21 protein-coding genes, 1 pseudogene and 2 riboswitches are annotated in these 25125 nt (G+C 51.7%); of the genes and pseudogenes, 15 read left to right on the forward strand and 7 right to left on the reverse strand.

All coding sequences use genetic code 11. The annotated features are described in order from the left end of the window. The first annotated feature begins 79 nt into the window (after positions 1-79). The 6 genes from efeO to BLW29_RS16060 all read left to right on the forward strand — a co-directional run bounded on the left by efeO (position 80) and on the right by BLW29_RS16060 (position 7710). A complete protein-coding gene (gene efeO, locus BLW29_RS16035; RefSeq protein ID WP_090981328.1) occupies positions 80-937 on the forward strand; it encodes an iron uptake system protein EfeO in 858 nt (285 codons plus the stop codon). Between the two features lie 6 nt (positions 938-943). Beyond that, entirely contained in the window at positions 944-2242 is a 1299-nt protein-coding gene (efeB, locus tag BLW29_RS16040; protein ID WP_090981330.1) for an iron uptake transporter deferrochelatase/peroxidase subunit, read from the forward strand. Positions 2243-2261: 19 nt separating this feature from the next. Continuing rightward, entirely contained in the window at positions 2262-4061 is a 1800-nt protein-coding gene (locus BLW29_RS16045) for an FTR1 family iron permease (protein WP_177186664.1), read from the forward strand. Between the two features lie 165 nt (positions 4062-4226). Continuing rightward, positions 4227-4919 (forward strand): response regulator transcription factor, encoded by a 693-nt coding sequence (locus BLW29_RS16050; protein ID WP_090981334.1) that lies wholly within the window; start codon positions 4227-4229, stop codon positions 4917-4919. Continuing rightward, the gene (locus tag BLW29_RS16055; protein WP_090981336.1) at positions 4912-6240 is read left to right on the forward strand and encodes a sensor histidine kinase; all 1329 of its coding nucleotides are present in this window, start codon (positions 4912-4914) and stop codon (positions 6238-6240) included. Before BLW29_RS16050 ends, BLW29_RS16055 begins: the two co-directional genes overlap by 8 nt. Positions 6241-6315: 75 nt before the next feature. Beyond that, entirely contained in the window at positions 6316-7710 is a 1395-nt protein-coding gene (locus BLW29_RS16060; RefSeq protein WP_090981338.1) for a hypothetical protein, read from the forward strand. Between the two features lie 196 nt (positions 7711-7906). Here the strand turns inward: BLW29_RS16060 and gcvPB are convergent, their stop codons facing one another. From gcvPB to gcvT, 3 genes are read right to left on the reverse strand one after another with little or no spacing between them, the layout of a single operon-like run. Next, on the reverse strand, positions 7907-9388 hold the full coding sequence (gcvPB, locus tag BLW29_RS16065) for an aminomethyl-transferring glycine dehydrogenase subunit GcvPB (protein WP_305728486.1): 1482 nt from the start codon (positions 9386-9388) through the stop codon (positions 7907-7909). Next, a complete protein-coding gene (gcvPA, locus tag BLW29_RS16070; RefSeq protein ID WP_090981340.1) occupies positions 9385-10740 on the reverse strand; it encodes an aminomethyl-transferring glycine dehydrogenase subunit GcvPA in 1356 nt (451 codons plus the stop codon). The genes gcvPB and gcvPA overlap by 4 nt, the downstream gene beginning before the upstream one ends. Positions 10741-10746: 6 nt before the next feature. Then, positions 10747-11856: a glycine cleavage system aminomethyltransferase GcvT gene (gcvT, locus tag BLW29_RS16075; RefSeq protein WP_090981342.1), complete on the reverse strand. Its 1110-nt coding sequence runs from the start codon at positions 11854-11856 to the stop codon at positions 10747-10749. 200 nt (positions 11857-12056) lie between these two features. After that, a riboswitch (glycine riboswitch) is annotated at positions 12057-12160 on the reverse strand. 148 nt (positions 12161-12308) lie between these two features. Further along, positions 12309-12424: riboswitch (glycine riboswitch) on the forward strand. Between the two features lie 153 nt (positions 12425-12577). Between gcvT and BLW29_RS32125 the strand changes: the two are divergent. The 6 genes and pseudogenes from BLW29_RS32125 to BLW29_RS16105 form a co-directional block, all read left to right on the forward strand. Next, positions 12578-12721 (forward strand): annotated as a pseudogene (locus tag BLW29_RS32125) (serine hydroxymethyltransferase); the annotation flags it as partial. Positions 12722-12773: 52 nt separating this feature from the next. After that, positions 12774-13166 carry a glycine cleavage system protein GcvH gene (gene gcvH, locus BLW29_RS16085; protein ID WP_090981346.1) on the forward strand — a complete coding sequence of 131 codons (393 nt, stop codon included), beginning with the start codon at positions 12774-12776 and terminating at the stop codon, positions 13164-13166. Next, the gene (lipA, locus tag BLW29_RS16090; protein WP_371264734.1) at positions 13132-14076 is read left to right on the forward strand and encodes a lipoyl synthase; all 945 of its coding nucleotides are present in this window, start codon (positions 13132-13134) and stop codon (positions 14074-14076) included. Before gcvH ends, lipA begins: the two co-directional genes overlap by 35 nt. Then, positions 14070-15500 carry a dihydrolipoyl dehydrogenase gene (gene lpdA / locus BLW29_RS16095; protein WP_090981638.1) on the forward strand — a complete coding sequence of 477 codons (1431 nt, stop codon included), beginning with the start codon at positions 14070-14072 and terminating at the stop codon, positions 15498-15500. Before lipA ends, lpdA begins: the two co-directional genes overlap by 7 nt. A 5-nt stretch (positions 15501-15505) precedes the next feature. Next, positions 15506-16369 (forward strand): lipoate--protein ligase family protein, encoded by an 864-nt coding sequence (locus tag BLW29_RS16100; protein WP_090981350.1) that lies wholly within the window; start codon positions 15506-15508, stop codon positions 16367-16369. A 15-nt stretch (positions 16370-16384) separates the two neighbouring features. Next, positions 16385-17002: a hypothetical protein gene (locus BLW29_RS16105; RefSeq protein ID WP_090981352.1), complete on the forward strand. Its 618-nt coding sequence runs from the start codon at positions 16385-16387 to the stop codon at positions 17000-17002. A 146-nt stretch (positions 17003-17148) separates the two neighbouring features. On the opposite strand, the gene BLW29_RS16110 is transcribed toward BLW29_RS16105, so the two are convergent. Beyond that, positions 17149-18204 (reverse strand): LacI family DNA-binding transcriptional regulator, encoded by a 1056-nt coding sequence (locus BLW29_RS16110; protein ID WP_090981354.1) that lies wholly within the window; start codon positions 18202-18204, stop codon positions 17149-17151. 310 nt (positions 18205-18514) lie between these two features. On the opposite strand from BLW29_RS16110, the gene BLW29_RS16115 reads away from it, so the two are divergent. From BLW29_RS16115 to BLW29_RS16125, 3 genes are all read left to right on the forward strand, one after another. Then, a complete protein-coding gene (locus BLW29_RS16115) occupies positions 18515-20932 on the forward strand; it encodes an alpha-L-rhamnosidase-related protein (protein WP_177186665.1) in 2418 nt (805 codons plus the stop codon). Positions 20933-21076: 144 nt separating this feature from the next. Further along, complete coding sequence (locus tag BLW29_RS16120) at positions 21077-21631, forward strand: GNAT family N-acetyltransferase (protein ID WP_177186666.1); 555 nt, start codon at positions 21077-21079, stop codon at positions 21629-21631. A 34-nt stretch (positions 21632-21665) separates the two neighbouring features. Continuing rightward, on the forward strand, positions 21666-22265 hold the full coding sequence (locus BLW29_RS16125) for a P-loop nucleotide/nucleoside kinase family protein (protein WP_090981358.1): 600 nt from the start codon (positions 21666-21668) through the stop codon (positions 22263-22265). Here BLW29_RS16125 and BLW29_RS16130 read toward each other — a convergent pair whose 3' ends face one another. From BLW29_RS16130 to BLW29_RS16140, 3 genes are all read right to left on the reverse strand, one after another. Next, on the reverse strand, positions 22266-23393 hold the full coding sequence (locus BLW29_RS16130) for a sensor histidine kinase (protein WP_090981362.1): 1128 nt from the start codon (positions 23391-23393) through the stop codon (positions 22266-22268). Between the two features lie 128 nt (positions 23394-23521). Continuing rightward, positions 23522-24103 (reverse strand): DUF1349 domain-containing protein, encoded by a 582-nt coding sequence (locus BLW29_RS16135; protein WP_090981364.1) that lies wholly within the window; start codon positions 24101-24103, stop codon positions 23522-23524. A 71-nt stretch (positions 24104-24174) separates the two neighbouring features. After that, entirely contained in the window at positions 24175-25047 is an 873-nt protein-coding gene (locus tag BLW29_RS16140; protein ID WP_090981366.1) for a helix-turn-helix domain-containing protein, read from the reverse strand. Positions 25048-25125 lie beyond the last annotated feature (78 nt).

Consider the following 25125-nt stretch of genomic DNA (forward strand, 5'->3'; position numbering starts at 1 on the left):
ATCTTTTTTTTTTTGCATTTACGATTGGCATCCACAGGCTTATAATGAGATTGATTATCATTACTAGGGGGATGCAAACATGAAAGTTTGGTATAGAGGTGCAGTTCTATTAACTGCGGCAGCAATCGTATTATCCGGTTGCGGTAAGAATGACAACAATGCTAACGCGTCCAAGGCAACCAATGCAGCAGCTGCGAATGGTGAAGGAGCAGTTGATCTAACGGAGGCGCAAGACCAATATCAGGCTTTCGGCATTGAGCAGTGCGATCTATTGATCGCGGATACGGAGAAGTTCGTAAATGCCGTCAAAGCGGGCAATATCGATGAGGCGAAGCAGTTTTATGCCCCTGCACGGATGTATTATGAACGTATTGAGCCGATTGCAGAATCGCTTGGCGACTTCGATCCGAATATCGATGCGCGCGAAGGCGATGTGGCTGAAGCCGATTGGCGCGGATTCCACCGCATCGAGAAAGCGCTGTGGGTCGATAACTCTACGGACGGCATGACGGAGTATGCCGATCGTCTTCTCAGTGATGTCAAAGCGCTTCGCGCATTGATGGAAACCGTTGAAGTAGACAGCACGATGCTCGTGACCGGCGCGGTAGAGCTGCTTAACGAGGTTTCCTCCTCGAAGGTAACAGGGGAAGAGGAACGTTATTCCCGCACGGATCTGTATGATTTTGTTGCGAACGTTCAAGGAGCGAAGAAAATTTATGAACTGTTGAAGCCTGCGCTTGCGCAAAAAGATGCGGATCTGGAGAAGCAAATCGGTGAACGCTTTACCGAATTGGAAGGCCTTCTCGATAAGTACAAGTCAGGCGACGGTTTTGTCTTGTTTACCGACTTAAAGGACGCGGATACCAAATCGCTGAGCCAATCGCTTGATGCACTTGCAGAGCCGCTTTCGCAGATGGGTACTATTTTGGGGGCGTAATTAGAGATGAAGGACCAGGAGAAGAAGAACCGTCCGGAAGAAGGACAAAGCGGAATTTGGAAAAAACCAGTTAGCCGGCGCGATCTGCTCAAGATGGCCGGTATCGGCGGAGCCGGACTTCTGCTCGGCGGCCTAGGAACAGGCGGACTGCTGGAAGCAAGCAGTCGTCTGCACGGTAGCGAGGCTTCACAGTCCGAAGACGACATTGTAGCGTTCTACGGTCCGAATCAGGCGGGCATTGCAACGCCTTCACAGGATTTTATTTGTTTTGCCGCTTTTGATCTACGGACGACGGATGTTGCGGATGTACGCGAGCTGTTCAAGAAGTGGACGGAAGCTGCAAGCGCAATGACTCGTGGACAATTAATCGGAGAGCCCGTTCATGAGAATGAACATGTACCGCCTACGGATACGGGAGAAGCCGCCGGACTGAATCCTTCTCGAACGACGATTACGTTTGGGGTAGGGCCAAGCTTCTTTGATGAACGATTCGGTCTTGCGGGGAAACGTCCGGCTAGCTTCGCTGAGCTGCCGCTCTTTAACGGGGATGCGCTGCGCGAGGAATGGACTGGCGGAGATATTGGCGTGCAAGTTTGTGCCAATGATCTGCAGGTTGCTTTCCATGCTATACGCAACCTCGCCCGCATAGCGCGAGGGAAGGCAGTTCTTCGGTGGACGCAGGAGGGCTTTCAACGTACCGGCCAAGCGGATCCGTCTGGCGCTACGCCGCGAAATCTCATGGGCTTTAAGGATGGCACTGGTAATCCGGATATTCACGATGCGCAGACGATGAAAGAGGTTGTTTGGGCTGGTGCAAGCGACGGAGCTCCGTGGATGGCTGGTGGAAGCTATATGGTCGTCAGACGTATTCGGATTCGCGTTGAAGTGTGGGATCGCTCGACACTTAAGGATCAGGAAGATACCTTTGGCCGTAATCGGCACAGCGGAGCACCACTTGGCAGTCAGAATGAGAGGGATAAAGTTGATCTTGCGGCGAAGAATGAGAAAGGGAACCCGCTAATTCCAATGGATTCCCATGTGCGTCTGGCAAGAGGCGACAGCTCGATTCGGATCTTGCGACGCTCTTATTCGTACTCCAGCGGACTCGACAATGCGACCGGACAATTGGATGCAGGCCTTCTGTTCATCAGCTATCAACGCGACATTGCCAAACAGTTTATTCCCATGCAGCAGCGGCTTGCAACCGACAAGCTGAACGAATACATCCTACACCATGGAAGTGCTGTATTTGCTTGTTTCCCGGGTGTACGCAAAGGCGGCTATATTGGGGATACACTGTTGTGATCAGAAGGGGAATAGATACATGAAGGTGAAATTTCATACACCAAGGCATTGGGTGAAGCGGGGAGCAAGCTTGCTCCCCATTGTGTTTATAGCGCTTATATTATGGTTTCCACTGGGCAGTAATGCGATTGCAGCAGGTGAACAAGCGCCTATTGAACGGATACTTCCTCTGATCGGCGATGCGCTTGTCGATATCGGCCAAGAGAAGTTTACGGATGCGCAGGACGCATTTACTGAGGCGAATCAGCTTTGGGAAGGCGTTCAGGCGGAGAATTCGGACCTGGCTGCGAATGTGAATTCTGCACTGGCTCATGCCAATAAAGCGGTGGCTGCAGCGAAAGATGATCCTGCAGCGGCGAAGAAAGCATTAGCAGCAGCTGCAAAGGCCGTCAATGCCTATGCGAAGTCTGCCAGCGGAAAGACGCAAATGACAGGACCTGATGCAGCAGCGACGCTGATCCCTCTATTGGAACAGCTGACTACGCATATTAAAGAGGGGTCCTGGTCTGCAGCGAATGCGGACTACAGACAGATCGACAGCGGCTGGAAGAAGATCGAGCAGCCGATTCGGGGCGATAACGTCATCGTTTATGGCTCGCTTGAGACGAGTATGAGCATGATTCGGATCGCGCTTCGCTCGGATCCTCCGCGCGCAGCGCAAGCCGAAGCGGAAACCGCTGCTTTGCTGCAGCAGGTCAAGGATTATGCGTCAGGGAAGATTGCCAAGACAGCAGCAGATATGAGTTTAACGCTGACAGATGCTTTTGAAGTGCTGAATCAAGCGGAGGCGGATGCGAAAGCAGGTCATGCTGCGGAATCGAACGGCCAAATGCAAGCTTTCATTCGCATGTGGCCGAGCGTAGAAGGAGAAGTCCAGCTGCGATCAGCTGCGGTTTATCGCGATATCGAGAACCAGATGACAGAAGCTGCAGGCTATTTGGTTTCCGAGCCTCCTGAGACAGAGAAAGCCGGCGAGATCATCGCAGGCATGAAGGAACAATTGGCGCCGATTTTGGAGGAAGCGAGTTACAACGCTTTCGATGCAGGTGCGATCCTGCTCAGAGAAGGGTTCGAGGCTATTCTGGTGTTGGCAGCGCTCATCTCGTATTTGAACAAAGCCGGCCATGCGGATAAGCGCAAATGGATCTGGGGCGGAGCGGGCATGGGGCTGCTGCTAAGCGCCATTATGGCGCTCGTGCTGACCTATGCGGTTTCGCAGGCGATGTCAGGCAGCATGCGAGAGAAGATTGAAGGAATAAGCGGACTCGCCGCTGTTCTATTCATGCTCCTAGTCGGGAATTGGCTTCATAAGAAGTCCAATATTCGCGCTTGGAATGCCTTTATCGATAAGCAGGTCGGAGGTGCCTTGGCAAGGGGCAGCTTATGGTCCTTATTTGTCGTATCGGGGCTTTCCATCTTCCGCGAAGGCGCGGAAACGGCTATATTCTACGTGGGGATGGCTGCATCTATTGATCCGATGCAGATGCTGCTTGGTATCGCGGTGGCGCTGCTGTTACTCCTGATTCTTGCCGTACTGATGATTAAGTACAGTGTGAAGCTGCCGCTTCGCCCGTTCTTCCTCACAGCTTCGGCATTCATCTATGTGCTGGTGTTCCGGTTCATCGGCGAAAGCATTCATTCGCTTCAGGTTGCAACCTGGGTGCCGGCGCATTCCATATCGAGAAGCATCTCGGTGAATGTCCTTGGCATCTACCCGACACTTGAAACGGTCATTCCGCAAGCTGCACTGCTTCTATATTTATTGATTCGGTATACTTCCGTATATATAATCGGCGTGCGTCGTGGGCGAACGACCTAGCCTGGCTTGAAATCGACAAGAAAGTTTAATCCAATCCTTTTGGGGATATCGGATTAAGCTTTTTTCGTTTCTGGTTTTTCAGAATGCTTTCATCTTTTGCAGGTATAATGATGGAAGCAATTCGCTGGATACTCAAAGGTCAAGTTTATATAGGGGGAAAAGAAGTTGCGAATTCTGTTTGCGGAAGACGATGAAACATTGGGCGAGTTAACGGAGCATCAGCTGCTGCGGCGCTATCATGTCGTGGATTGGATGAAGGACGGTGCGGAGGCGCGGCAGGCTATGGCTCCCGGCCGATATGACGTATATGTGTTCGATTGGATGCTGCCCGGTGCAACAGGTATGGACCTCGTTAGAGCTGCCCGGAAGAAGGATGATAATACGCCGATTCTACTGCTTACGGCTCGGGACGCCGTACAGGATCGTGTAGAAGGATTGCTCGCTGGGGCAGATGATTATATGATCAAGCCGTTTGCATTCGAAGAACTGGAGGCGCGGCTCCTTGCGTTATTCCGGCGTCAAGAACGTGTCATACAATCCGATTCCTTGCAGGTGGGCGATTTGGTTGCCCATCTGAATCGGTTCGAAGTGACGCGCGGTGGAGCAGCGATTACGTTAACTCGGCGTGAATTTCAGCTGCTTGTCTGCTTGATGCGGCATGAAGGGCAGGTGCTGTCGCGCGAGCAGCTGCTGGATCAAGTCTGGGGCGTAGGGGCAGACGTGACACTGAATACGGTAGATTCCACGGTCAAGCTGCTTCGCAAGAAAGTGGACGGGCCGTACGAGCATAAATGCATTCACAGCGTTTACGGCGCAGGTTACCGACTCTCGCAGAACGGCGGGGAGCATCATGTTTAAACGAACGCAGACCCAGCTGACGCGCCAATTTTCAATCACAATCGGTGTCATCCTTCTTCTTACCGTATTCTTTGCGCATTGGATGGTCCAGTATATCCTTACGTCGACGGAGAATAACCAGCTGCGGTCACTCAGTCATCAATACGCGAAGGATCTCCAAGAACTGCTGGATTCGCCGAAAGCGGCTGTACTGTTTGACCAAAATATGAATGACAAGAAGCTTAACGAGGCTTTCTCGCCGACGGGGCTGCAACTCAATCAGATGACTTGGCTTGTTTCTGCCCAAGGGGAAATTCTGCTTCAATCTCCCGGAGGTAAGAATGGCAGTCTTATTGCAAGTGAATTTCCCATTCTGCCGCTGCTCCCGAGTATACTAAGCAAGCCAGATGATAAGTATCACAATGTGCGGTCTGATGGAAGAACATTTCGTATTGGGGGGCTGACAATCAACGCCTCAACCGGAGATGAATATCGAGTCATCGTCGCACAGGAGGTGACAAGCGACGTCGCCTTGCTTGTTCAATTGCGATGGGCGTTCGCAGGCTTTGCCCTCGTTATGCTGCTTGCTGGAGCCGCCGCCGGCTACTTGCTTGCAGGCCGGGCCATGGTTCCCATATTCAATGCTTACCGACGCCAGGAGCAATTCACGGCAGATGCATCCCATGAACTGCGTACTCCGCTCAGCATATTAAGGTCCTCCGTGGAGGTACTTAATGAGCAGCGAGAGACGCTGCCTGAGTTCTACCGGAATGTGCTCGCCAAGTCCGGCAAGGAAATTCATCATTTGATCCGACTTGTCGACAATTTGCTGACGCTTGCGCGCAGCGAGAACGGTCGGATTGAAATTATGAAGCGGCCATTCTCTTTACGCAGTATGGTTCTGCAAGTCCTGGAGCAGCTGGAGCCGATTGCACAGGGAAAGCAGGTGCGCTTGCATTTAGCGGAAAGCTCCCAGACGGTGGAGAGGGAATTTTGCGGCGATGAGGTACGAATCAGGCAGCTTACGTTCATCCTGGCGGAGAATGCGATTCAGTATAATCGTTCGGGGGGCACAGTAACCGTTGCTATCGAAAGCGGGCCGGATGAAGCCGCAATCATGGTAACCGACACCGGCATCGGTATTGCGAAGGAGCATTTAACCGGCATATTCGAACGGTTTTATCGTTTAGATCAAGCTAGGACTCGCCGCTCGGAAGGAACAGGACTCGGTCTTGCCATCGCGAAGCAAATTGTTCTGTCGCACAGAGGAAGATTGCAGGTATGGAGTGAACCAGAGGTCGGCACTACATTTCGCGTGACCATGCCGAACATTTCAGATTAGTTTCAGAATGTCTCGTTAGAATCAGTATTGTAACCGCTCATGGGCGGAATTAAGGTACAGGAGGTTATCATCAACATGAACAAGAAGTGGAAGCTGGCCGGAGCGGCCATTGCACTAGCTGTAGCGATTCCGGTATCGGCATATGCGGCAGCAGATGGGGCAAGCCAGAAGAACCCGGACAAGAAGTATCATGTGATTTCGATTAACAAAAGTGGTGTCAAATCGGAACGTAAGGATGCAAGAATTGACGTACTCGACATCGCGGTGAAGAAGCTCGGGCTGGATAAGGCAGCTATCGAGGCTGCGGCTAAAGATGGCAAATCTCTCAACGATCTTGCGAAAGAGAAAGGGATCGCGATTCAGCCGATTATCGACGAACTGACTGCACAGCTGGTGGCAGAAATACAGAAGGCACGCAGCTCTGAGGGGCAACTGACCGACGAAGAGAAAAACAATATTAATCTGAAAGTCAGCACCGAGCTGAATCGGGTCGTAACAGTGCCGCTGTCTGAGCAGATGAAGGAAGACAAGGGTCATGCAGTTTATATCGAAGATCATGGTGGCAGTGGAATCGACATCGCTGAATTAGCAGTAACGAAGTTCGGTCTGGACAAAGCTGCCTTCGAGAAAGCGGTCAAAGATGGCAAATCACTCACCGATCTTGCGAAAGAAAAAGGGATTGCGATTCAGCCGATTATCGATGAATTAACCAAACAGCTGCTGGCAAGTATACAGAAGCCCAATGATGCCGAGAAGTTGACGGCTGAGGAGAAGAGCAATATCACGAAGAAGGTTGGCCTTGAGGCGAAGCGGATCGTAACCGAGCCATTGGCGGAACAACTGAAGGCGGCTAAGCGTGAACGGGTTTATAAAGAGGATCACGGCGGGGTAGGCGTCGACGTAGCCCAAATTGCAATAACGAAGTTCGGTCTAGATAAAGAAGCCTATGAGAAGGCAGCCAAAGCGGGCAAATCGCTCGGTGATCTTGCGAAAGAGAAAGGAATCGCGATTCAGCCGATTATTGATGAAGTGACGAATCAAATCATGAGCGGCATGCAGAATCCTGACGATTCCGAGAAACTGACGGATGAAGACAAGAGCAATAGGAAGAAGAAGATCAACTTCGAGGCGAATCGGATTGTAAACGAGCCTCTGAATAAGCAAATGTCGGATGACAAGTATGGTCTTAATATAAAAGCAGCGATTGTGTTCCTTGGGCTAGATAAAGCCGCACTTGAGAAATTTGTTAATTCCGGAAAATCACTTACCGAAATCGCTAAAGACAAAGGATTTACTCGTCAGCAGCTCATCGATGCTCTGCTTATTGATGTGGACGCGCAGCTAAAGAAACTTGTGGATAATAAACAACTAACGCAAATAGAAGCCGATCAGGAAAAGAAGGAAGCTCGTGCGTTCGTAGATAAGTTTGTCGATGAGAAGCTAAGCTTGAGCTCTAACCAGAAAAAATAGATCGGCCCCCAAGTAAAACAAAGGAGCTGCAGATGCTGCAGTCTTTATGATCGGCGCGCGTCGAGAAAGAACGACACAAACTAGCTTGAAATAAAGATGAAAGCTTAATCCAATCTCTTAGATGAGATCGGATTAAGCTTTTTTCGATATTGGCTTGGCTTAACAAATCTATCGGATTTGTCCTAAGTGCTGCTGATTAGCTGCACGCGCAGTTGAGAACCGGTTTGCGGGCGGCTGTCGTTTCGTCCAGCCGGCGTACGACTGTATCATAAGGTGCGCCTAGTACAATGGCTGGATTCGTGCGTGCTTCTTCGGCAATTTGGATCATCGTTTCAATAAACCCGTCGAGAGTCTCTTTACTCTCCGTTTCGGTCGGTTCGATCATGATACATTCCTCGACGTTGAGCGGAAAATAGATGGTTGGCGGATGGTAACCGAAGTCGAGCAGCCGCTTGGCTACGTCTAACGTGCGGACGCCGTACTCCTTCAAGCCGCGACCCGACATCACGAACTCATGCTTACAAACGCCGGGGTAGGGAAGCTCGAAATGTGGAGCGAGCCGGTGCATCATATAGTTGGCATTTAGAACCGCACATTCCGAGACGCGGCGCAGTCCTTCCGGTCCATAAGTCCGAATATACGTATATGCCCGTACAAGAATGCCGAAGTTGCCGTAAAACGCTTTGACCCGGCCGATTGACTCAGGACGGTCGTAGTCAAAGTAATAGGTGCCGTCATCGCGTCTGGCGGCAAGAGGTTTAGGCAGAAACGGGATGAGCGTACTCTTGACGCCGACAGGGCCGGCTCCCGGGCCGCCTCCGCCGTGCGGCGTGCTCATCGTCTTGTGCAAATTAAGGTGGACAACGTCAAACCCCATGTCGCCGGGTCTGGTGATGCCCATGATCGCATTCGAATTCGCTCCGTCGTAATAGAGCAGGCCGCCGGCCTCATGGATAATCTCTGCGATCTCAACGATCTGTTCCTCGAACAGGCCGAGGGTACTCGGATTTGTGAGCATGAGCGCTGCGGTATCCTTGCCGACAGCTGCGCGCAGCGCGCCTAGGTCAACCATGCCGTGCTCGTTCGATTTGATTGTGATGGTTTCGAAGCCTGCGACGGTGGCACTGGCAGGATTCGTTCCGTGCGAGGAGTCCGGAACGATCACTTTGGTGCGTACATCGCCGCGGCTTTCATGGTAAGCGCGAATCATCATCAGCCCGGTCCATTCGCCATGGGCGCCTGCAGCCGGCTGAAGTGTAACCTGATCCATTCCGGTCAGTGCAGCCAGGTCGTTCTGAAGCACATACATCAGCTCGAGTGCGCCTTGAATGCTCTCTTCCGGCTGATAGGGATGAATTTTGGCGAAGCCCGCAAAACGAGCGGTGTCTTCGTTGATTTTCGGATTATACTTCATCGTACAGGAGCCGAGCGGATAAAAGCCGTTATCGACGCCGAAATTGCGCCGGGACAGCTCGGTGTAATGACGGATTACGTCGACCTCGTAAACCTCGGGAAGCTGTGCAGGCGTTTGTCTTAGCATTGCGGCAGGAATGAAGGCAGAAGGATCCGATTCCGGTACATCGCAAGGCGGGAGGGAATAAGCGACGCGCCCTGGTTTGCTGAGCTCGAATATCAGCGATTTGGCCGGTTTCAATGACATGTTCCTCATATCGTTCATGCCATTTCCTCCAGTCTAGTGACAAAGTTATCGATTTCCGTGCGCGTACGTTTCTCCGTCACAGCAATTAACATATGTCCTTGCAGCTCCGGATAGGCAAACGCAAGATCGCAGCCACCGAGGAAGCCGGCTGCAAGCAGCTTCAGATTCGCTTCCTTTACGGAAACGTTGGTCGGCAGCTTCACGACAAATTCATTAAAGAACGGAGCGGTGAAGGGGAGTTCGAAGCCGCGCTTTGCAAACTGATCGGCTGCGTAATGGGCTTTCTGTACATTCAAGTTAGCGGCCTCGCGCAAGCCCTCTTTGCCCATCGTCGACAAGTAGATCGAAGCGCATAGAGCAAGCAAGGCTTGATTCGAGCAGATGTTGGACGTCGCTTTCTCCCGCCTTATATGCTGCTCCCGAGCTTGCAGAGTCAGAACAAAGCCGCGCTTTCCATCGATATCCGTGGTCTGGCCGACAATTCTGCCCGGCATCCGCCGCATCAGCGGCTCGGTGACGGCGAAGAACCCGCAGGTCGGTCCTCCGAGCGATTGCGAGATGCCAAGCGGCTGCGCATCACCGACGACAATGTCGCTTCCGAGCTTACCCGGTGTCTCCAGCAAACCGAGCGATAAGGGGTTGCTGCTGACAACAAGCAGTCCTTTAACATGGTGAATGATTGGCTCGATGGCGGCTAGATCCTCGACTGCGCCGAAGAAATTCGGTGATTGCACGAGCACGGCTGCGGTCTTGTCGTCTACGGCTGCCTGTAGGGCGTTCAGATCTGTAACGCCGTTCGTATAGCCTACTTCGACGATGTTCAGGTTGAGGCCGCGAGCCATCGTGCGGACCATCTCGCGGGCTTCCGGATGGACGGTGCGCGAGATGACGATCCGGTTTCGCTTCGTTGCTCCTGCAGCCAAGGCGCCTGCTTCGGCTAAGGCCGTAACGCCGTCATACATACTGGCATTTGCGACAGCCATACCGGTTAACTCACAAATGTACGATTGGAACTCGAAGATGGCTTGAAGCTCGCCTTGGCTGATCTCCGGCTGATAAGGCGTATAAGCCGTATAAAATTCAGAGCGAGAGATCATGTGATTGATAACGACAGGCAAGTGGTGATCATAGATGCCCGCACCAAGAAAGCTTTTGTAACGGTCGGTGTCGGCGTTGCGGCCGGCAAGCTCCTTCATATGCTCAAGCAGGGAGAACTCGTCGAGAGCGGCGGACATCGGCAACGTACCGCGGTAACGGATGGATTCCGGGATGTCTCGGAACAGCTCTTCGATCGATGCTGCGCCGATCGTTGCAAGCATATCGGCTTGGTCTTGATCGGTTACGGGGATGTAGCGGTGTAAATTAGCCAATTAATTTCACTCCTTAGGAAGTCTTTTATAAAATGGGGTCTTTATGACTTTGGCCTTCAACTGTTTACCGCGAATTTCAACTGTCAGTTCGGTGCCGAGAGCGGCAAAGTTCGCATCGATCAAAGCGAGACCGAGGTTACGCTTCAGCGTCGGCGATTGTGTGCCTGTCGTGACGGTTCCGATCAATGTGCCGTTTCCGTAGACAGGGTAATGCGAGCGGGGGATACCGCGGTCAATCAGCTCGATGCCGACAAGCCTGCGGGACAGTCCCTCTTCCTTCTGCTTGACCAGCGCTTCTCGGCCGATAAAGACCTCTTTGTCGAGCTTGACGAAGAAGCTGACTCCAGCCTCAAGAGGCGTGATGGTGTTCGAGAGCTCTTGACCGTATAGCGGCAAACGCGCCTCAAAGCGTAAAGTGTCACGAGCGCCGAGTCCGGTAGGGATTAAGCCGAACGGTTCGCCGGCTGCGAGCAGGTTTTTCCAGACGTCGCCGGCTCGGTCTGCCTGAACATAGAGTTCGAAACCATCCTCGCCCGTGTAGCCGGTTCGCGAAATTAACGCATTCACTCCCGCGAGTGAGGTGCTTGTTGCGAATCGGAATGAAGGGAGTTCGAGGACGTCGGCACCGGCGCCTGCGGCAGCCATGATAGCGGCGGCTGATGGTCCCTGCAAGGCGAGAAGGGCCAGCTTATCGGAGATATTCTCGAGCAGGACATCCCCGATTAAATGATCTCGCATCCATTCGTAATCTTTATCGATGTTCGAAGCGTTTACGACGACCATGAACTGATCGGCCGTGATTCGATAGACAAGCAAGTCGTCGACGACGCCTCCATCCGGATAACACATCAGTGAGTATTGTGCTTGGCCGTCGGCGAGCTTGGTGACGTCATTCGTCGTCAACAGCTGCAAGAAGCGCTCCGCGAATAAGCCTGTCACCTTGAATTCTCCCATATGGGAGACATCGAACAGACCGGCGCGCTGCCGAACGGCGTCGTGTTCTTTCTGTATGCCGGAGAACTGGACGGGCAGCTCCCATCCGCCGAAATCGATGCAGCGGACCTCCGGATGAGCGGCATAGAGCGGGTACAACGGGGTTCTTTTCAAATCGGCCATTCTTATCTCTCCTCCTCGAATTCGTGATAGTAACGCAAAGAAGGACAGCAACAAAAAGGCAGCGCATTCTCAGCCGAAGCTGCCTGCGTTTCCTTTTTGCTCTGTCCTTTGTACCTGAGAGTTACCCTATGTCCGTATGAAAAGAAGGGACATAAGTTTCCCCGTGGGTGATCCCGCGAACGGGATGCTCTCCAGAGGCGCGTCCGATAAAGGTCCTTTTGCCTGAGAGATTCACCTATGTGAGGTTTACTCCTTCGGCGCCGCCGAAATCTTGCTTATTGGCGATCTCTCCCTGTATCATCATCCGCATATTTAGTTGTCACAGTCTATTCTTACACAACGATGATAGGTTTTGTCAACAAAAGTATTTTTAATGTCAATATTTTGTTAGATATATTGACATTAATAATCATTCTGATTTAAGCTAAACGCATCAACAACCGAATAAGCGGATGACGATGGCAGGGAGAGACTGAAGGAGCGAACCGCTCTGGAGGCACCGAAGGAGCAAGTCGACGGCCGGCCGGCCGAAGATTAATCTCTCAGGTAAACGTACCGCCATTCGACGCAACTCTGGAGAGAGCTAAAAGCCACCAAAGGGGTAAGAGCGGTTCTTGAACCGTTTAAACTCTCAGGTACCCGGGACAGAGAACTTGGCGAATAGCCGGTTCTCTGTCCCTTTTTATTGGTTTACCGGCATTAATGGAAGGTCTAGGGTTTTAAATTTATTTTTCCAAGCATACAGGGCGGACCGCTTATGCATATCATTGCGGCCAAGGCCGTATGCTTCGGCAAGGCGATAAATCCTTCTTTTAAAGCATATGCAGCAATGCTCCTCAATAACGCCTGGACGCTGCAGGAATCGCAGGAGACGGACAACAGCAGTCAACTACCATATAACGGAAAGGATGTTGAACTTGAGTGAAGTGAGAGCAGGATTGGGATATACAGAGGAACATGAATGGGCTGAGGCGCGAGGAACCATCATTCGAATTGGGATTTCGGATTTTGCGCAATGTCAGTTAGGCGACATTGTGTTCGTGGAATTCCCGGAAGTGGGGGTAACGCTTGAGGCGAACGAGCCGATGGGGACGATCGAGTCGGTAAAGACCGTATCCGATCTGTTCAGCCCTGTTAGCGGAACTGTCGTGAAAGTGAACGAGGAATTGCTGGACGAACCGCAAAAAGTGAACGAGGACCCGTACGGAGAAGGCTGGATTATCGAGGTCGAGGTGGAAGGCGAAGCGGCGGAAGTGGTGGCCGCGCTTTGGAGCGCTGAGCGATACGCGGCGTTCGTTGCATCCAAATAAGGAGGTGCGCAAGATGCCGAAGCCTAGGGAACGCAAGCCGGAGTGGCTGAAAATATCGCTTCATACAGGAGACGGATACCAAGAGATCAAATCGATGATGCGCGGCCGCCAGCTGCACACGGTGTGCGAGGAGGCGAAATGCCCGAATATATTCGAGTGTTGGAGTCAGCGGACGGCAACATTCATGATTTTGGGGAGAATCTGCACGCGCGCCTGTCGGTTCTGCGCCGTAAACTCGGGCCAGCCTACAGAGCTCGATCTGGAGGAGCCCCGGCATGTGGCGCAATCCGTCAACGAGATGGGACTTGCGCATGTCGTCATCACTTCCGTCGCCCGTGACGATCTGAACGATCACGGTGCAACGATGTTTGCTGCGACCATTGTGGCTGTGCGCTTGGAAAACCCGCTAACGAGCATCGAAGTGCTAATCCCGGATTTCGGCGGTGACGCGAATCGGCTCGCTGCCTTGCTTGAGGCGAAGCCGGATGTGTTGAATCACAATCTCGAGACGGTGCGCCGGCTTTCGGACAAAGTGCGTGCAAAGGCCAAATATGACCGTTCATTGTCCGTGCTGCGCAAGGCCAAAGAACTCCGTCCAAGTCAGACGACGAAATCCGGATTGATGGTCGGTCTGGGGGAGGAGAAGGAAGAGCTTATTGAAGCCATGCGTGATTTGCGAGAAGCCGGATGCGATATTTTGACGATTGGGCAGTATTTGCAGCCGACTTCCAAGCATATGGATGTCGTTCGCTATTATCATCCAACGGAATTCGAAGTACTCAAGCAGGCGGGACTTGCGCTTGGCTTCGCCCATGTCGAGGCAGGGCCGCTCGTCCGAAGTTCCTATCACGCCCGCGAGCAAGTCGAGCGCGCGAAGGCAGTCAGTGCTGCGGGGGGAGTGTTATTATGAACGACTATGATATCGTTATTTTGGGTGGCGGCCCCGGCGGTTATGTAGCCGCCATCCGAGCTGCGCAGTTGGGCAAACGCATTGCGCTGGTCGAGAAAGAGAAGCTGGGCGGCACTTGTCTGCATAAGGGCTGCATTCCCAGCAAAGCGCTGCTGCGCAGCGCGGAGCTCTACGAGACTATGAAGCGCAGCTCAAGCTTCGGCATCCGCGTGCAGGGGATCGAACTTGATTACAGTAATGTGCTAGCCCGCAAGGATGCTATCGTTGAGCGGCTCGAGAGCGGCGTACGCTTCCTGATGAAGAAGAACAAGATCGATGTCTATGAAGGCATGGGTCTGATTGCAAATACTGCAATTACGAGCGATCGTAATGGCGTTATAGATGTAAGGGGCAGCGGCAAAGCGGAAGGTGAACCACCAATAAGCATCGGCTATCGTGACCTCATTGTGGCTACGGGATCACGTCCCCGTCGTATCCCCGGGTTGCCGGTAAACGAGCGGATAATGAGCAGTGATGAAGCGCTTGCCATGGAAGCCGTCCCGGCTTCGATAATAATCGTCGGAGGCGGCGTCATTGGCGTTGAATGGGCTTCGATGTTGAATGATTTCGGCGCACAAGTCACAATCGTCGAAGCGGCAGATCGGATCGTGCCAACAGAGGATGAGGACTTGTCCCGCGAACTGGCGCGTCTGTTCACGAAACGCAGGATCAAAACGTTGACAGGCGCAATGCTGCTTCCGGACAGTGTTTTGGCGGACGGTGGAGGCGTAGTCTTGCAGGTCTCGCGGGGAGGTAAGATCGAGACGCTGATGGCAGATCGTATGCTTGTCTCTGTTGGACGAGCGGCGAATATTGAAGGTTTCGGCCTCGAACGAACGGCAGCGCGGATCGAACAGGGGGTCATCGCGGTCGACCGATCAATGCGGACCAACGATCCCCATGTCTATGCAATCGGCGATGTCGTCGGCGGTTTGCAGCTCGCCCATGTTGCCAGTCACGAAGGGGTGACGGCGGCAGAGAGCATCTGCGGACTTGACGCTCATTCGTTGGAGGCTGTTTCCGTTCCGAAATGCATATACAGCCGTCCCGAGCTTGCTAGTGTCGGATTATCTGAGCAGGCTGCGGTTGAAAACGGGCATTCGGTCAAAATAGGCAAGTTTTCGTTCAAGGCGATTGGCAAAGCGCTGGTTTTAGGCGACTCCGACGGCTTTGTTAAAGTTGTTGCGGACGAGAATACCGGTGATGTCCTTGGCGTTCACATGATCGGACCTCATGTGACGGACTTCATCGGCGAAGCATCGCTTGCGCAGCTGTTGAAGGCGACTTCGATGCAGATCGGCCGAATGATTCATCCGCATCCGACGCTCTCCGAAATTATCGGCGAAGCAATGCTCGAGGCCGACAACATGGCTCTGGGGATGTGACTGCGATGTGGAGGTTCGTACACACGGGGAATCGGACGCCGGCAGAGAACATGGCAATCGATGAAGCGATCGTCGTTGCTCATGAACGGGGACTTGTACCGCCAACCGTTCGATTCTACGGCTGGAGTCCGGCGACATTGTCCATTGGTTGTTTCCAGAAGGCTGCCGAAGAGGTCGACTTTGATGCTTTGCACAAGCATGGCCTCGGCTTCGTCCGGCGGGCAACCGGCGGACGCGCGGTGCTTCATGATCAAGAGCTCACCTATAGCCTCATCGTCTCCGAGAATTATCCCGGCATTCCGAGCAGCGTAGTTGAAGCCTATCGCGTGCTCAGCATGGGACTGCTGTTTGGCTTTCGCAAGTTAGGTTTAGCCGCGAACATGTCGGGTATGGACGACTTAGAGGCTGATGTTTTGGCGGATCCATCCACGTGCAGTGCTTCGAGAGGAAAGGTGATGTCGGCTGCATGTTTCGATGCTCCTTCCAAGTATGAGCTTGTCGTTGAAGGCAAGAAAATCGCGGGAAGCGCACAAATGCGAACCAAAGGAGTCATCCTCCAGCACGGTTCCATCCTTATTGAACTGGACGCTGACCTGTTATACGATGTTTTGCGTTTCGACGACGAGACGGAAAAGCGGCTGATGAAAAAAGTATTCGAGCGCAAAGCAGTCGCGATAAATACCTGTCTGCGCCGCAAAGGGGAACTGCCGCTAATGATTTCGGATGTGGAAGAAGCTTTTCGCATCGGATTTGCTCAAGGTCTGGAAACCGAACTCATCTACGGCACCTTAACGGAGTTTGAAACGGAATTGGCCAACCAGCTTGCGGTAGATAAATATGGCGCTGACGGTTGGAATCTTCGAAGATAAACGGAGGATGATCAGATGAAGCCTATACGACGGCATTCAGCTATGACTAATCTGCATGGACCGCGGCATCGCCGGCTTCTAATCGCTCTTTTCGCCTCCCATTTCTTCTGCACGGTACTATTTGTTTCTGCGGGGTATGCGCTATCGGAGGGTTTCAACCTATCTCCGATTTCGATAGGTTTGAACCTCATTACCGGCATCATGCTATGTGTTGGAGCCTACATTCCGGATAATATGCTCGCTCGATCAGCTTGGTCTTCCATCCCTATTGGATTGTTGCTATGCATGTTCGCTTCGATTTGTCTACTATTTTGGGGCGGCAGCGACTCATCCGTCATCACCTTTGCGGTGTCCTGCGCAGGCTTCGGCTTTGCGGTGGTGAATCTTGGCGTGTCTTCCGAGAAGGCTGAGGTTCAGCTGCAAGGGCTCCCTGACGGATTCAATCATAAAATGGTCAGTTCGCGGCTGCTAGGCCTTGCCATCGGCTTCGCAATCTCGGCGCTATTCGCGATTGTGCAATGGGGAAGCTTTCATATCGGACTAATGCGGCTGGTTAACGGCTGCGCGTTCTGTCTGCTTGCTGTCAGTTTCATATTCATATCCAAAATTAGCCGGGTTCGTGCCTGGGAATAAGCAGAACAGACGATGAGGGAGCAGATTTCGATTGACAAACGTATTTACAGAATGAAGCCCGCGGATTTCCGCGGGCTTCATTCGTATTTGTCGGATCACGCGTTCAGGAAATGCAACAGATCCCTTCTGAATAAAGCGACCTAGTGTTAATGATTTGTTCGTCCCCCGACATGAAGGATGGAAGCGACTAAGTTGTCATGGTCTTGTTCACTCACGACGCCTGAGAATCCGCAGGACTGTCTGGCAATCAGCTGGGTAGGCAGGATGATGGAGTCTTCTTCCTTGCGAGCATTAAAAACGAGCTGGGTGGCAATAGCGCCAACCTCAAATTTAGAATGACCGATCGTCGACAATGCAGGTCTGATTAGAGGGGCAAGGTTAATGTTGTCGAATCCGACAATGGCGATATCCTCAGGCACGCGAAGGCCTGCTTCGTGCAGGGCACGAATGGCACCGATCGCCATCTCATCATTGGCTGCGAATATAGCATCCGGCAGCCTTTTGCTTGCAATCAGGAGCTTGACAGCTTGATAGCCGCCGGCTTCGAGGAATCGGCCGTGCATCGCAATCCGCTTGGGAACGGGCAGGTCATGCTCGAGCAAAGCGCGTTTGTAGCCTTCGTATCGCTGCGTGTTATCGAAGGCAGCCGTCGGTCCGCTCAGAAACTCGATATTGCGCCGTCCCAGCTTGATCAGATGCGTGACTGCATCATAACCGCCTTGCTCATTGGTAATGAGGACATTATGTACATAATCTCCACGTAACTCTCTATCAAGTACGACAATGGGGAAAGATTCCGACGCTACTTGAAGAATGAGGCTGTCGCTGATCGCTGTACCCATAACGATGGCACCATCAACGAATTTTTCTCTTAAGAAACGATGTGCAGAGCTGTTCTCGCCGCCATAGGTGCTGCAGACGATCAAATTGTAATCATGTGAGGCTACAATTTCTTGGACGCCTTCAATGACTTGGCTGTAGAACGGACCGCCAAGATCGTTCAGGAATAATCCGATCGTCTCACTCTTGCGTTTCTTCAAATTACGAGCAGCCCCGCTTGGACGGAAATTAAGTGCCTCAGCGGCCCGAACGACTTTACGGCGTGTCTCTTCACTGATCTTAGGCGAGTTATTCAGTGCGTAGGAGACGGTCGAAACGGCAACGCCCGCCATCTTCGCTACATCCTTGATTGTAGCTGACATGTTATCCTCCCGGTCGAATACGAATTTTAGATAATGGAATGAAAGAAGGTTAACAATTTCGTCATATGTAATGATTATTATAACATTCGTTTCTACAGCATGTGAATGATCAAACAGGAAATATAGGGCCTAGAGTCGCATCTATCTACTCATTTATTAGCTTAAATCTATAAATTATTCGCCAATTCGAACTAGTAAGATTGTTGCTGATGAAAATACCGATTTTCATTATAATGGAAGATGACAGCGTAATGGCAACTCACTTAGATGAATGGCGACATGAGCTATGAGAAGGAGTTGGAGAGCTAGCATGGAAGAGAACCTTAATTGGCAGGCAAAATGGATCTGGCCGAATCGGCCAAGCCTCGAGCACGCTGCAGGTGAGCGAGAGCCGCAGTTGGCTTATTTTCGCCGGAGCTTTCACGTTTCGGATAAGTCGGATGTTCGATTGACTGTACGCGTTTCTGCAGACAGCCGCTATCGAATCTGGCTGAATGGAGAGTCGCTCGTAAGCGGTCCGCTTAAAGGCGACATGAACACGCACTACTATGAAGTGATCGATGTGACGGACAAGCTCCGTGACGGAGAGAATGTGTGGGCGGCCCAAGTGATTTACTACACCGGACGAACCGGACCGGCTTCCGTGTGGCGCTCAGATATGGGAGCGTTCCTGCTGGACGGCCAACTGGTAGATGGATCGGGTAACACGTTGGAAGATGTAAGCACAGATACTCGTTGGCAGGCACTGCGTCTTGGCGCCGGAGCGTTTACGTTCGAGCGGGAGACATTTACGTTATTTATCGGCGGCGGGGAACGAGTGAACGGCAGCGAGCTGCCGTTCGGCTTCACGACTCCTGATTTCGATGACAGCAGTTGGTCGAATGCAGTGGTTGTCAGCGAGATTATGGACGGGATGTATGGTCAGTTGACCCGCTGGCAGCTAACCGAGCGGTCTATTCCGTTTATGCAAGAGACCCTTCGTTCTTTTACACGCGTTATGCAGGCATCGAGTGGGGACCGGACATGGAGTGAAGGGGACTCGCCGGAGCAGCTGCTCGGCGTGGAGCTGAATCCGGGAGAGAAGTTGATTGTCGAGCTGGATGCTTCGAAGATGACAAGCGGATACCCGCGCGTTCAGTTCTATGGAGGCAGAGGTGCACAAGCCTCCGTGCTTTATGCCGAATCTTATGAATTCCCGCCCGGCGAAGGCGGCATGCGCAACAAAGGGATTCGTGATGATCAAGAAGGCAAGTCGTTATTAGGGTTCGAGGATTACTATTCTCTTGCCGGTGTAGGTAATTCGAGTACCGCTGTAAGTGAAGTGTACGAGCCTATCCACCGCAGAGGATTCCGGTTTATTCGTCTGACGCTTCAAGCCGCGGATGAACCTGTCACGCTGGCTGGTATCGATTATCGGCAGAGCGGCTATCCGCTGGAGGAATTGGCTGCTTTTGACGGATCCGATCCTACATTCGCTCCGTTATGGGAAATCAGCTTAAATACGCTTCGCGGCTGTATGCATGAAACGTATGAGGATACTCCGTTTTACGAGCAAATGCAGTATGAGCTGGACAGCCGACTTCAAGCGTTGTTTACCTATTCGGTGAGCGGTGATGACAGGCTCGGTCGGAAGACGATTCGCGACTTCCACAGCTCCTTGCTGCCAAGCGGCATCCTGCAAAGCCGTTATCCATCTGTCGACAGACAGGTCATTCCGGGTTTTGCCTTGTTCTGGCTCATGATGGTGTACGATCATTACAGTCATTATGGCGATGCTGCGCTTGTGAAAGCCTATCGTCCGACAATGGATGCGGTGCTCGGCTGGTTCGAGAATCGCCGCGAGGAGAGCGGACTTGTCGGGCAAATGCCGACAGCGTACTGGTCTTTCGTCGATTGGACAATGGCATGGAAGGACAATGCCGGAGCGCCGCATGCAGCACGCCGAGGGCCGCTCACGGTATACAATCTCATGTATGCGGATGCGCTTGTTAAAGCTGCAGAGATGAATGAGTGGACCGGACGAAACGAAGTCGGCGCGGAATACCGCGAACGGGCAGCATCCGTGCGCGAAGCTGTTCGCCTGCATTGCTGGTCGGAATCGCGTCAGCTGTTCCGCGACGGTCCGGAAGTGGAAGCTTACAGCCAGCATGCGCAGATGTGGGCCGTACTCACAGGAACGGTAAATGGCGATGAAGCGAAGTCGCTGACGGTGCGGATGCTGGACGGAGACGGAGATGGAGCAGACCTGGCGCAAATTTCGACGGCGATGTCCTACTACCTGTTCCGTGCGCTGGCGATGACGGGCATGTATGAGCTGACATTCAAACTGTGGGATTCATGGCGCAGACAAGTCGATCTCCATCTGACTGCCTGGGTGGAGGACCCGGTGTCAGAGCGCAGTGATTGCCACGCCTGGGGCGCTTTGCCGCTCTATGAATTCCCTGCGGAGATACTCGGCGTCAAGCCGCTCACGCCTGGTTTTGCCGAGATCGGGATATCGCCTGTCGTCGGGCCGCTCAGCTGGGCGAAGGGAAGCACATCGACGCCGCATGGTCTTGTTGAAGTGGCCTGGCAGCAAGAAGGCAGCCGTTTCACCATTCAAGTGAACGGACCAGCCGGTATTCCGGTTACGCTCACGCTGCCAAGTGGTGAGAAGCGCACCTTTGCTGAAGCACGGGAACTGGAAATCGTGTGCGAATATGCAGGGAATGCTGTTGCTAATAGCTGATAGGGTTAGGGAGATCGAGATGTCCGTAATGGACATCTCGATCTTCTTTTTGTTATCCCTAATTTTCCAGTTCCTGTTATACTGAATGTGAGGTAGATAGCATCGTTAAGAGCAGTTTAATCGATTTCGAAGGAGCGTGAATCCTTGTTCAGTTACTCGATAAACGCGGACTTGAAATTACATATCTTGCAGATCCATCATGCGGATGAAATCTATGCCGCGATTCAGAAGAACCGAGAGCATATCGGCGAGTTTCTGCCTTGGGCGCTTACGACGACTAGCGTCGATGAAGTGAAGCTGTACATTGAATATGAGTTAAAGAGATTCGCAGGAAACAACGGCGTATCGTGTGGGATCTTCTATCAAGATCGCTACATCGGTAATATTAGCGTCCAAGATATCAATTGGAAGCATAGGAAGACGTCGATTGGCTATTGGTTATGCGCGGATTATCAAGGCAAGGGATTCATGACGGAGGCTTGTCGGACGATTATCCGGCATATTTTTCAGGAGCTGGAATTAAATCGGATCGAGATTCGGGTAAGAGAGGATAATGCGAGGAGTAAGGCAGTTCCTCTGCGGCTTGGCTTCCTGCAAGAAGGAATCATTAGAGCGGCCGAATACAATAAGGGACACTATCATGATCACCTCGTATATGGTCTGCTGAAATCGGAGTGGAAGGCAAGCGAGACAGGTTAGGGATCAGCAAATATCATAGGAAGGAGAATTCGTCATGATTATTCTGATAAGCGGAAACAGTCAAACCGGTAAGACGCTCATGTCTCAAAAGTTACTTGAGCGCTATCACATCCCATACCTCTCAATTGACCATCTCAAAATGGGGTTATATCGGGGAACATCAAATTGCGGGTTTACGCCGCTCGACAGCAACGAGCACATTGCGGAGGTGCTCTGGCCGATTATTAAAGGCATTATCATGACGAATATCGAGAATAACCAGCACCTTATTATTGAGGGCTGTTATATTATGCCACATCATAGTAGAGACTTTGAACCGGAATACGCAGACAAGATCATCTCCGTATATCTGGGATTCTCACAACGGTATATAGAGGAGAACTTTCTATCGGGTATTGTGAAGCATCGCAATGTGATCGAGGACCGAGGAGGTCCGGAAGAGCGATCAATCGCGGAGTATATCGGTGAACACGAAGCATTTAGAAGAAAATGTTTAGACAACGCTGTCCATTACTTCGAAATTGACCACAGTTACGAAGCTGAAATGAAGCAGGTCTATGAGTACATAGATGTTCAAAAGAAGGAAAGGGAAGTTACGCCGAATTGCGAAGAATCGGATGGAGCTTCCCTGTAATTAACCATTCTCCGGCGGTGCCGGAAACCGCAGCGTAAACGTCGTTTCTCTGCTGTTAGTGTCAAAAGCAATCGTGCCTTCGTTGCGCTCCACGATTTGTTTGCAGATGGCAAGTCCAAGGCCGGTGCCGTCGGATTTGCTCGTGACGAACGGATCGAACAAGGAAGGCTGAATCTCAGGCGGAATTTCGGGACCGGTGTTGCTGATTCTGATGTAGATGTCAGAGCCGTCGACTAAAGTATGTATCGTAATTCTGCGCAGCTCCCCATTTGATTCGCGAAGCGCGTCAATCGCATTGTTAAGCAGATTAGAAAATACTTGTACGATCGCAATCTTCTGAATCTCCACTTGCAGCTCCTGCTGCATGTCTAGAATGAGCTCGATGTTTTCGTTGAGCAGCAGCGGATTGACGAGAATCAGCGTTTGATCGACAAGCTCATTAAGTGAAGCGAGAATGCGGTCTTCTTCGGCAATCGGTTTTCTCGAGAAGCTGAGGAAGCCGGTTATTTGCATTTCAATATTGCGAAACTCATGATCGATGATATCTAAGTATTTCTCGATGCTGGAAAGTGCGCTTGGGGCAAGGGATTTGCGAATTAAAACGAAGAACCCCTTAATGGATGTCAACGGATTTCGAATCTCGTGTGCCATGCTGGAGGCCATCTTACCGATGAGGTTAAGCTTATCCGTGTGCATGTCCTCGATCAGCTTGTCTTGGAGCTCGATTTTTCCGAATGCATGCTCCCAGAAGTAAGTGGAGAGTACAGATTGGAAGGTATCAATTCTTGAAAAGATCGTGGTAATGATCGATACAATTTCAGTACGATCGATATCCGAATGATTGAAGGCTTCATGAAAGGCTTCCCGTAAAAATAAAGTGCTCTGGTTAATATGGGCAATCGGGACTTTTCGCCGAAATAATAACTCAACCCAATCCTTGTAATTCACATAAACCGGATGCTGATCGATCGGAATATGAAAATCCGAAATAAGAGCCATATAAAGCGTGCCTTGTAAGCGGAGCTGAGTCAGGTCATATAGACCGGGATAGGCAGTAGTTAATCGTTCAATCCAACTGTCGACGATCTCGTTCGAATGGTTTTCAAAAAAACGTTTAATTTCGCTCATGTATGGGCTCCATTATTCAAGTTGGACGATGCTTGTTCGATAACTATGTCTATTTAAGCACGAATACAAGATATTCTTCAACAGACTATAATTTCCAGATTCCGCGTGTGTTTGGAGCTGGGCCTGCTTTACTGCTCCTTTAGCATCAGCTCTTCAACTTGTACCATGCACCCCGTCCCTTGCGGAGACTGTGCGACTACGCCTGCTAAGCAAGTAGTAGGAAGATTCATCCCGAAATACCGGATTTGCCGCCACTGCTCGCCGTCCGCCGAATAGTGGAAGGAGATACAATTGCCGTCCCGAGTAAGGCGCAGATAAGGTTTCTCTACATCCACCCGCTCGGAATTGCAGTCGTCCGAACTGCCATCCTTCGTGACAACAGACACGATAGTAGGGTATTCGCCATTGTATTCGTAGCATAGCTTCGCCCAATTACGGTCATCAACCATCAGCATCAGACAGCCGGAGTCATACTTGTGTGTCATGACAGCACTTAATCGGGTTGTCAGCACAAACGATCCGCTAACCGGCCTGTACAAGAAGGGAGCGGAGCTGATGATGTGTTTGCCTGCCGGATCTTGATAGAAGTCAGCATTCGCCGGAGCCTCTATTAGGAGTTCGCCTTTCTCGCCACGCTCCGAGTATCCCGGTTCATTCATCCACTGCATGGTTTGTTCTGGCACTTGATTCAGCAATAAATTAGCTTCCACCCTCATCCCTCATTTCATATTAAGTAACTAACTCTTAAGTACATTCTCTCCGTATTCGAAATGTCCTGCCCTCAGCTTAATCCTTGCCGAGATTTGCGGTAGTCTCCCGGTGTCTGACCGGTCAATTCTCGAAACATCCGAATGAAATAGTTGTAGTCATCGATGCCGATGGCTTCGGCTACGACGGGAACAGGCAGCTCGCTCGCTGCGAGAAGCCGCTTGGCTTCCTCGATCTTCAAATAACGGATGTATTGGACAGGGGTTTTGCCGGTGTGCATCTTTAAACAGCGGGCCAAATATTCAGCGTTAAAATGAAACTGTTCCTCTAAAGAAGCCGAGTGAAACGGCTCCTTAATGAAGCGGGTTAAGAAATCCTCCAATTGGCGGCTTAGTGTAAGCGAGCGCGACGGCTTCGTCGATTCTATCGTTAACTGCTGCAGCTGCTCCAGCAATCGGACGAGCAACCCATGCAGACGCGCGGCATTTTCCAAGTTCAGCTTGTGCTGAATTGCAAGCATGTCTCGGAGCAGGGGCAGCAGCGGCTTCGGGTCAATATTCGCCCATTTTGGCAGAAATAACGATTGTCTGCGAGGGAGAAAGTCGGCATCCGTTCCCGGTTCAAGAATGGAAGACCATGAGATTTGCTGGCTGTTCAGCGAGGAAGCGGGGAGAGGATGGTAGAAATGAATCCAATAAATCTCCGTGTCCACCTCACATGGCCGATGGCCGACATGAGTGTGACCGGGCTCAAGCAGCAGGAGATCACCTGCACCAAGCGTGTAAGGCCGCTCATCCTCGGTCATATAAAGGTCACCTTGGATAACCAGGAGCATGTCATACAGAGGGAAATTTCGTTTGAAATGCTGGTTACCCGGACGCCAGATAGAATGGCCGATGGTGACAAATTGCGGAAGCGGGGGGATTGGAAGCTGTAAACATTCCATCTTGGAGGGATCGCTCCTATTAGGTCGATTTTGTGCTATAACAAGTCTATTCCATCTCTATCCTCTTGTGCAATGACT

Source organism: Paenibacillus sp. CF384, assembly GCF_900106745.1.
GTDB lineage: Bacteria > Bacillota > Bacilli > Paenibacillales > Paenibacillaceae > Paenibacillus_Z.

What these genes read in the sequence shown, in the direction of transcription:
- efeO (WP_090981328.1), top strand. Translation starts at nt 80, where the DNA reads ATGAAAGTTTGGTATAGAGGTGCAGTTCTATTAACTGCGGCAGCAATC.
- efeB (WP_090981330.1), top strand. Translation starts at nt 944, where the DNA reads ATGAAGGACCAGGAGAAGAAGAACCGTCCGGAAGAAGGACAAAGCGGA.
- BLW29_RS16045 (WP_177186664.1), top strand. Translation starts at nt 2,262, where the DNA reads ATGAAGGTGAAATTTCATACACCAAGGCATTGGGTGAAGCGGGGAGCA.
- BLW29_RS16055 (WP_090981336.1), top strand. Translation starts at nt 4,912, where the DNA reads ATGTTTAAACGAACGCAGACCCAGCTGACGCGCCAATTTTCAATCACA.
- BLW29_RS16060 (WP_090981338.1), top strand. Translation starts at nt 6,316, where the DNA reads ATGAACAAGAAGTGGAAGCTGGCCGGAGCGGCCATTGCACTAGCTGTA.
- gcvPB (WP_305728486.1), bottom strand. Translation starts at nt 9,388, where the DNA reads ATGAACGATATGAGGAACATGTCATTGAAACCGGCCAAATCGCTGATA.
- gcvT (WP_090981342.1), bottom strand. Translation starts at nt 11,856, where the DNA reads ATGGCCGATTTGAAAAGAACCCCGTTGTACCCGCTCTATGCCGCTCAT.
- BLW29_RS16100 (WP_090981350.1), top strand. Translation starts at nt 15,506, where the DNA reads ATGTGGAGGTTCGTACACACGGGGAATCGGACGCCGGCAGAGAACATG.
- BLW29_RS16105 (WP_090981352.1), top strand. Translation starts at nt 16,385, where the DNA reads ATGAAGCCTATACGACGGCATTCAGCTATGACTAATCTGCATGGACCG.
- BLW29_RS16110 (WP_090981354.1), bottom strand. Translation starts at nt 18,204, where the DNA reads ATGTCAGCTACAATCAAGGATGTAGCGAAGATGGCGGGCGTTGCCGTT.
- BLW29_RS16115 (WP_177186665.1), top strand. Translation starts at nt 18,515, where the DNA reads ATGGAAGAGAACCTTAATTGGCAGGCAAAATGGATCTGGCCGAATCGG.
- BLW29_RS16125 (WP_090981358.1), top strand. Translation starts at nt 21,666, where the DNA reads ATGATTATTCTGATAAGCGGAAACAGTCAAACCGGTAAGACGCTCATG.
- BLW29_RS16130 (WP_090981362.1), bottom strand. Translation starts at nt 23,393, where the DNA reads ATGAGCGAAATTAAACGTTTTTTTGAAAACCATTCGAACGAGATCGTC.
- BLW29_RS16140 (WP_090981366.1), bottom strand. Translation starts at nt 25,047, where the DNA reads ATGGAATGTTTACAGCTTCCAATCCCCCCGCTTCCGCAATTTGTCACC.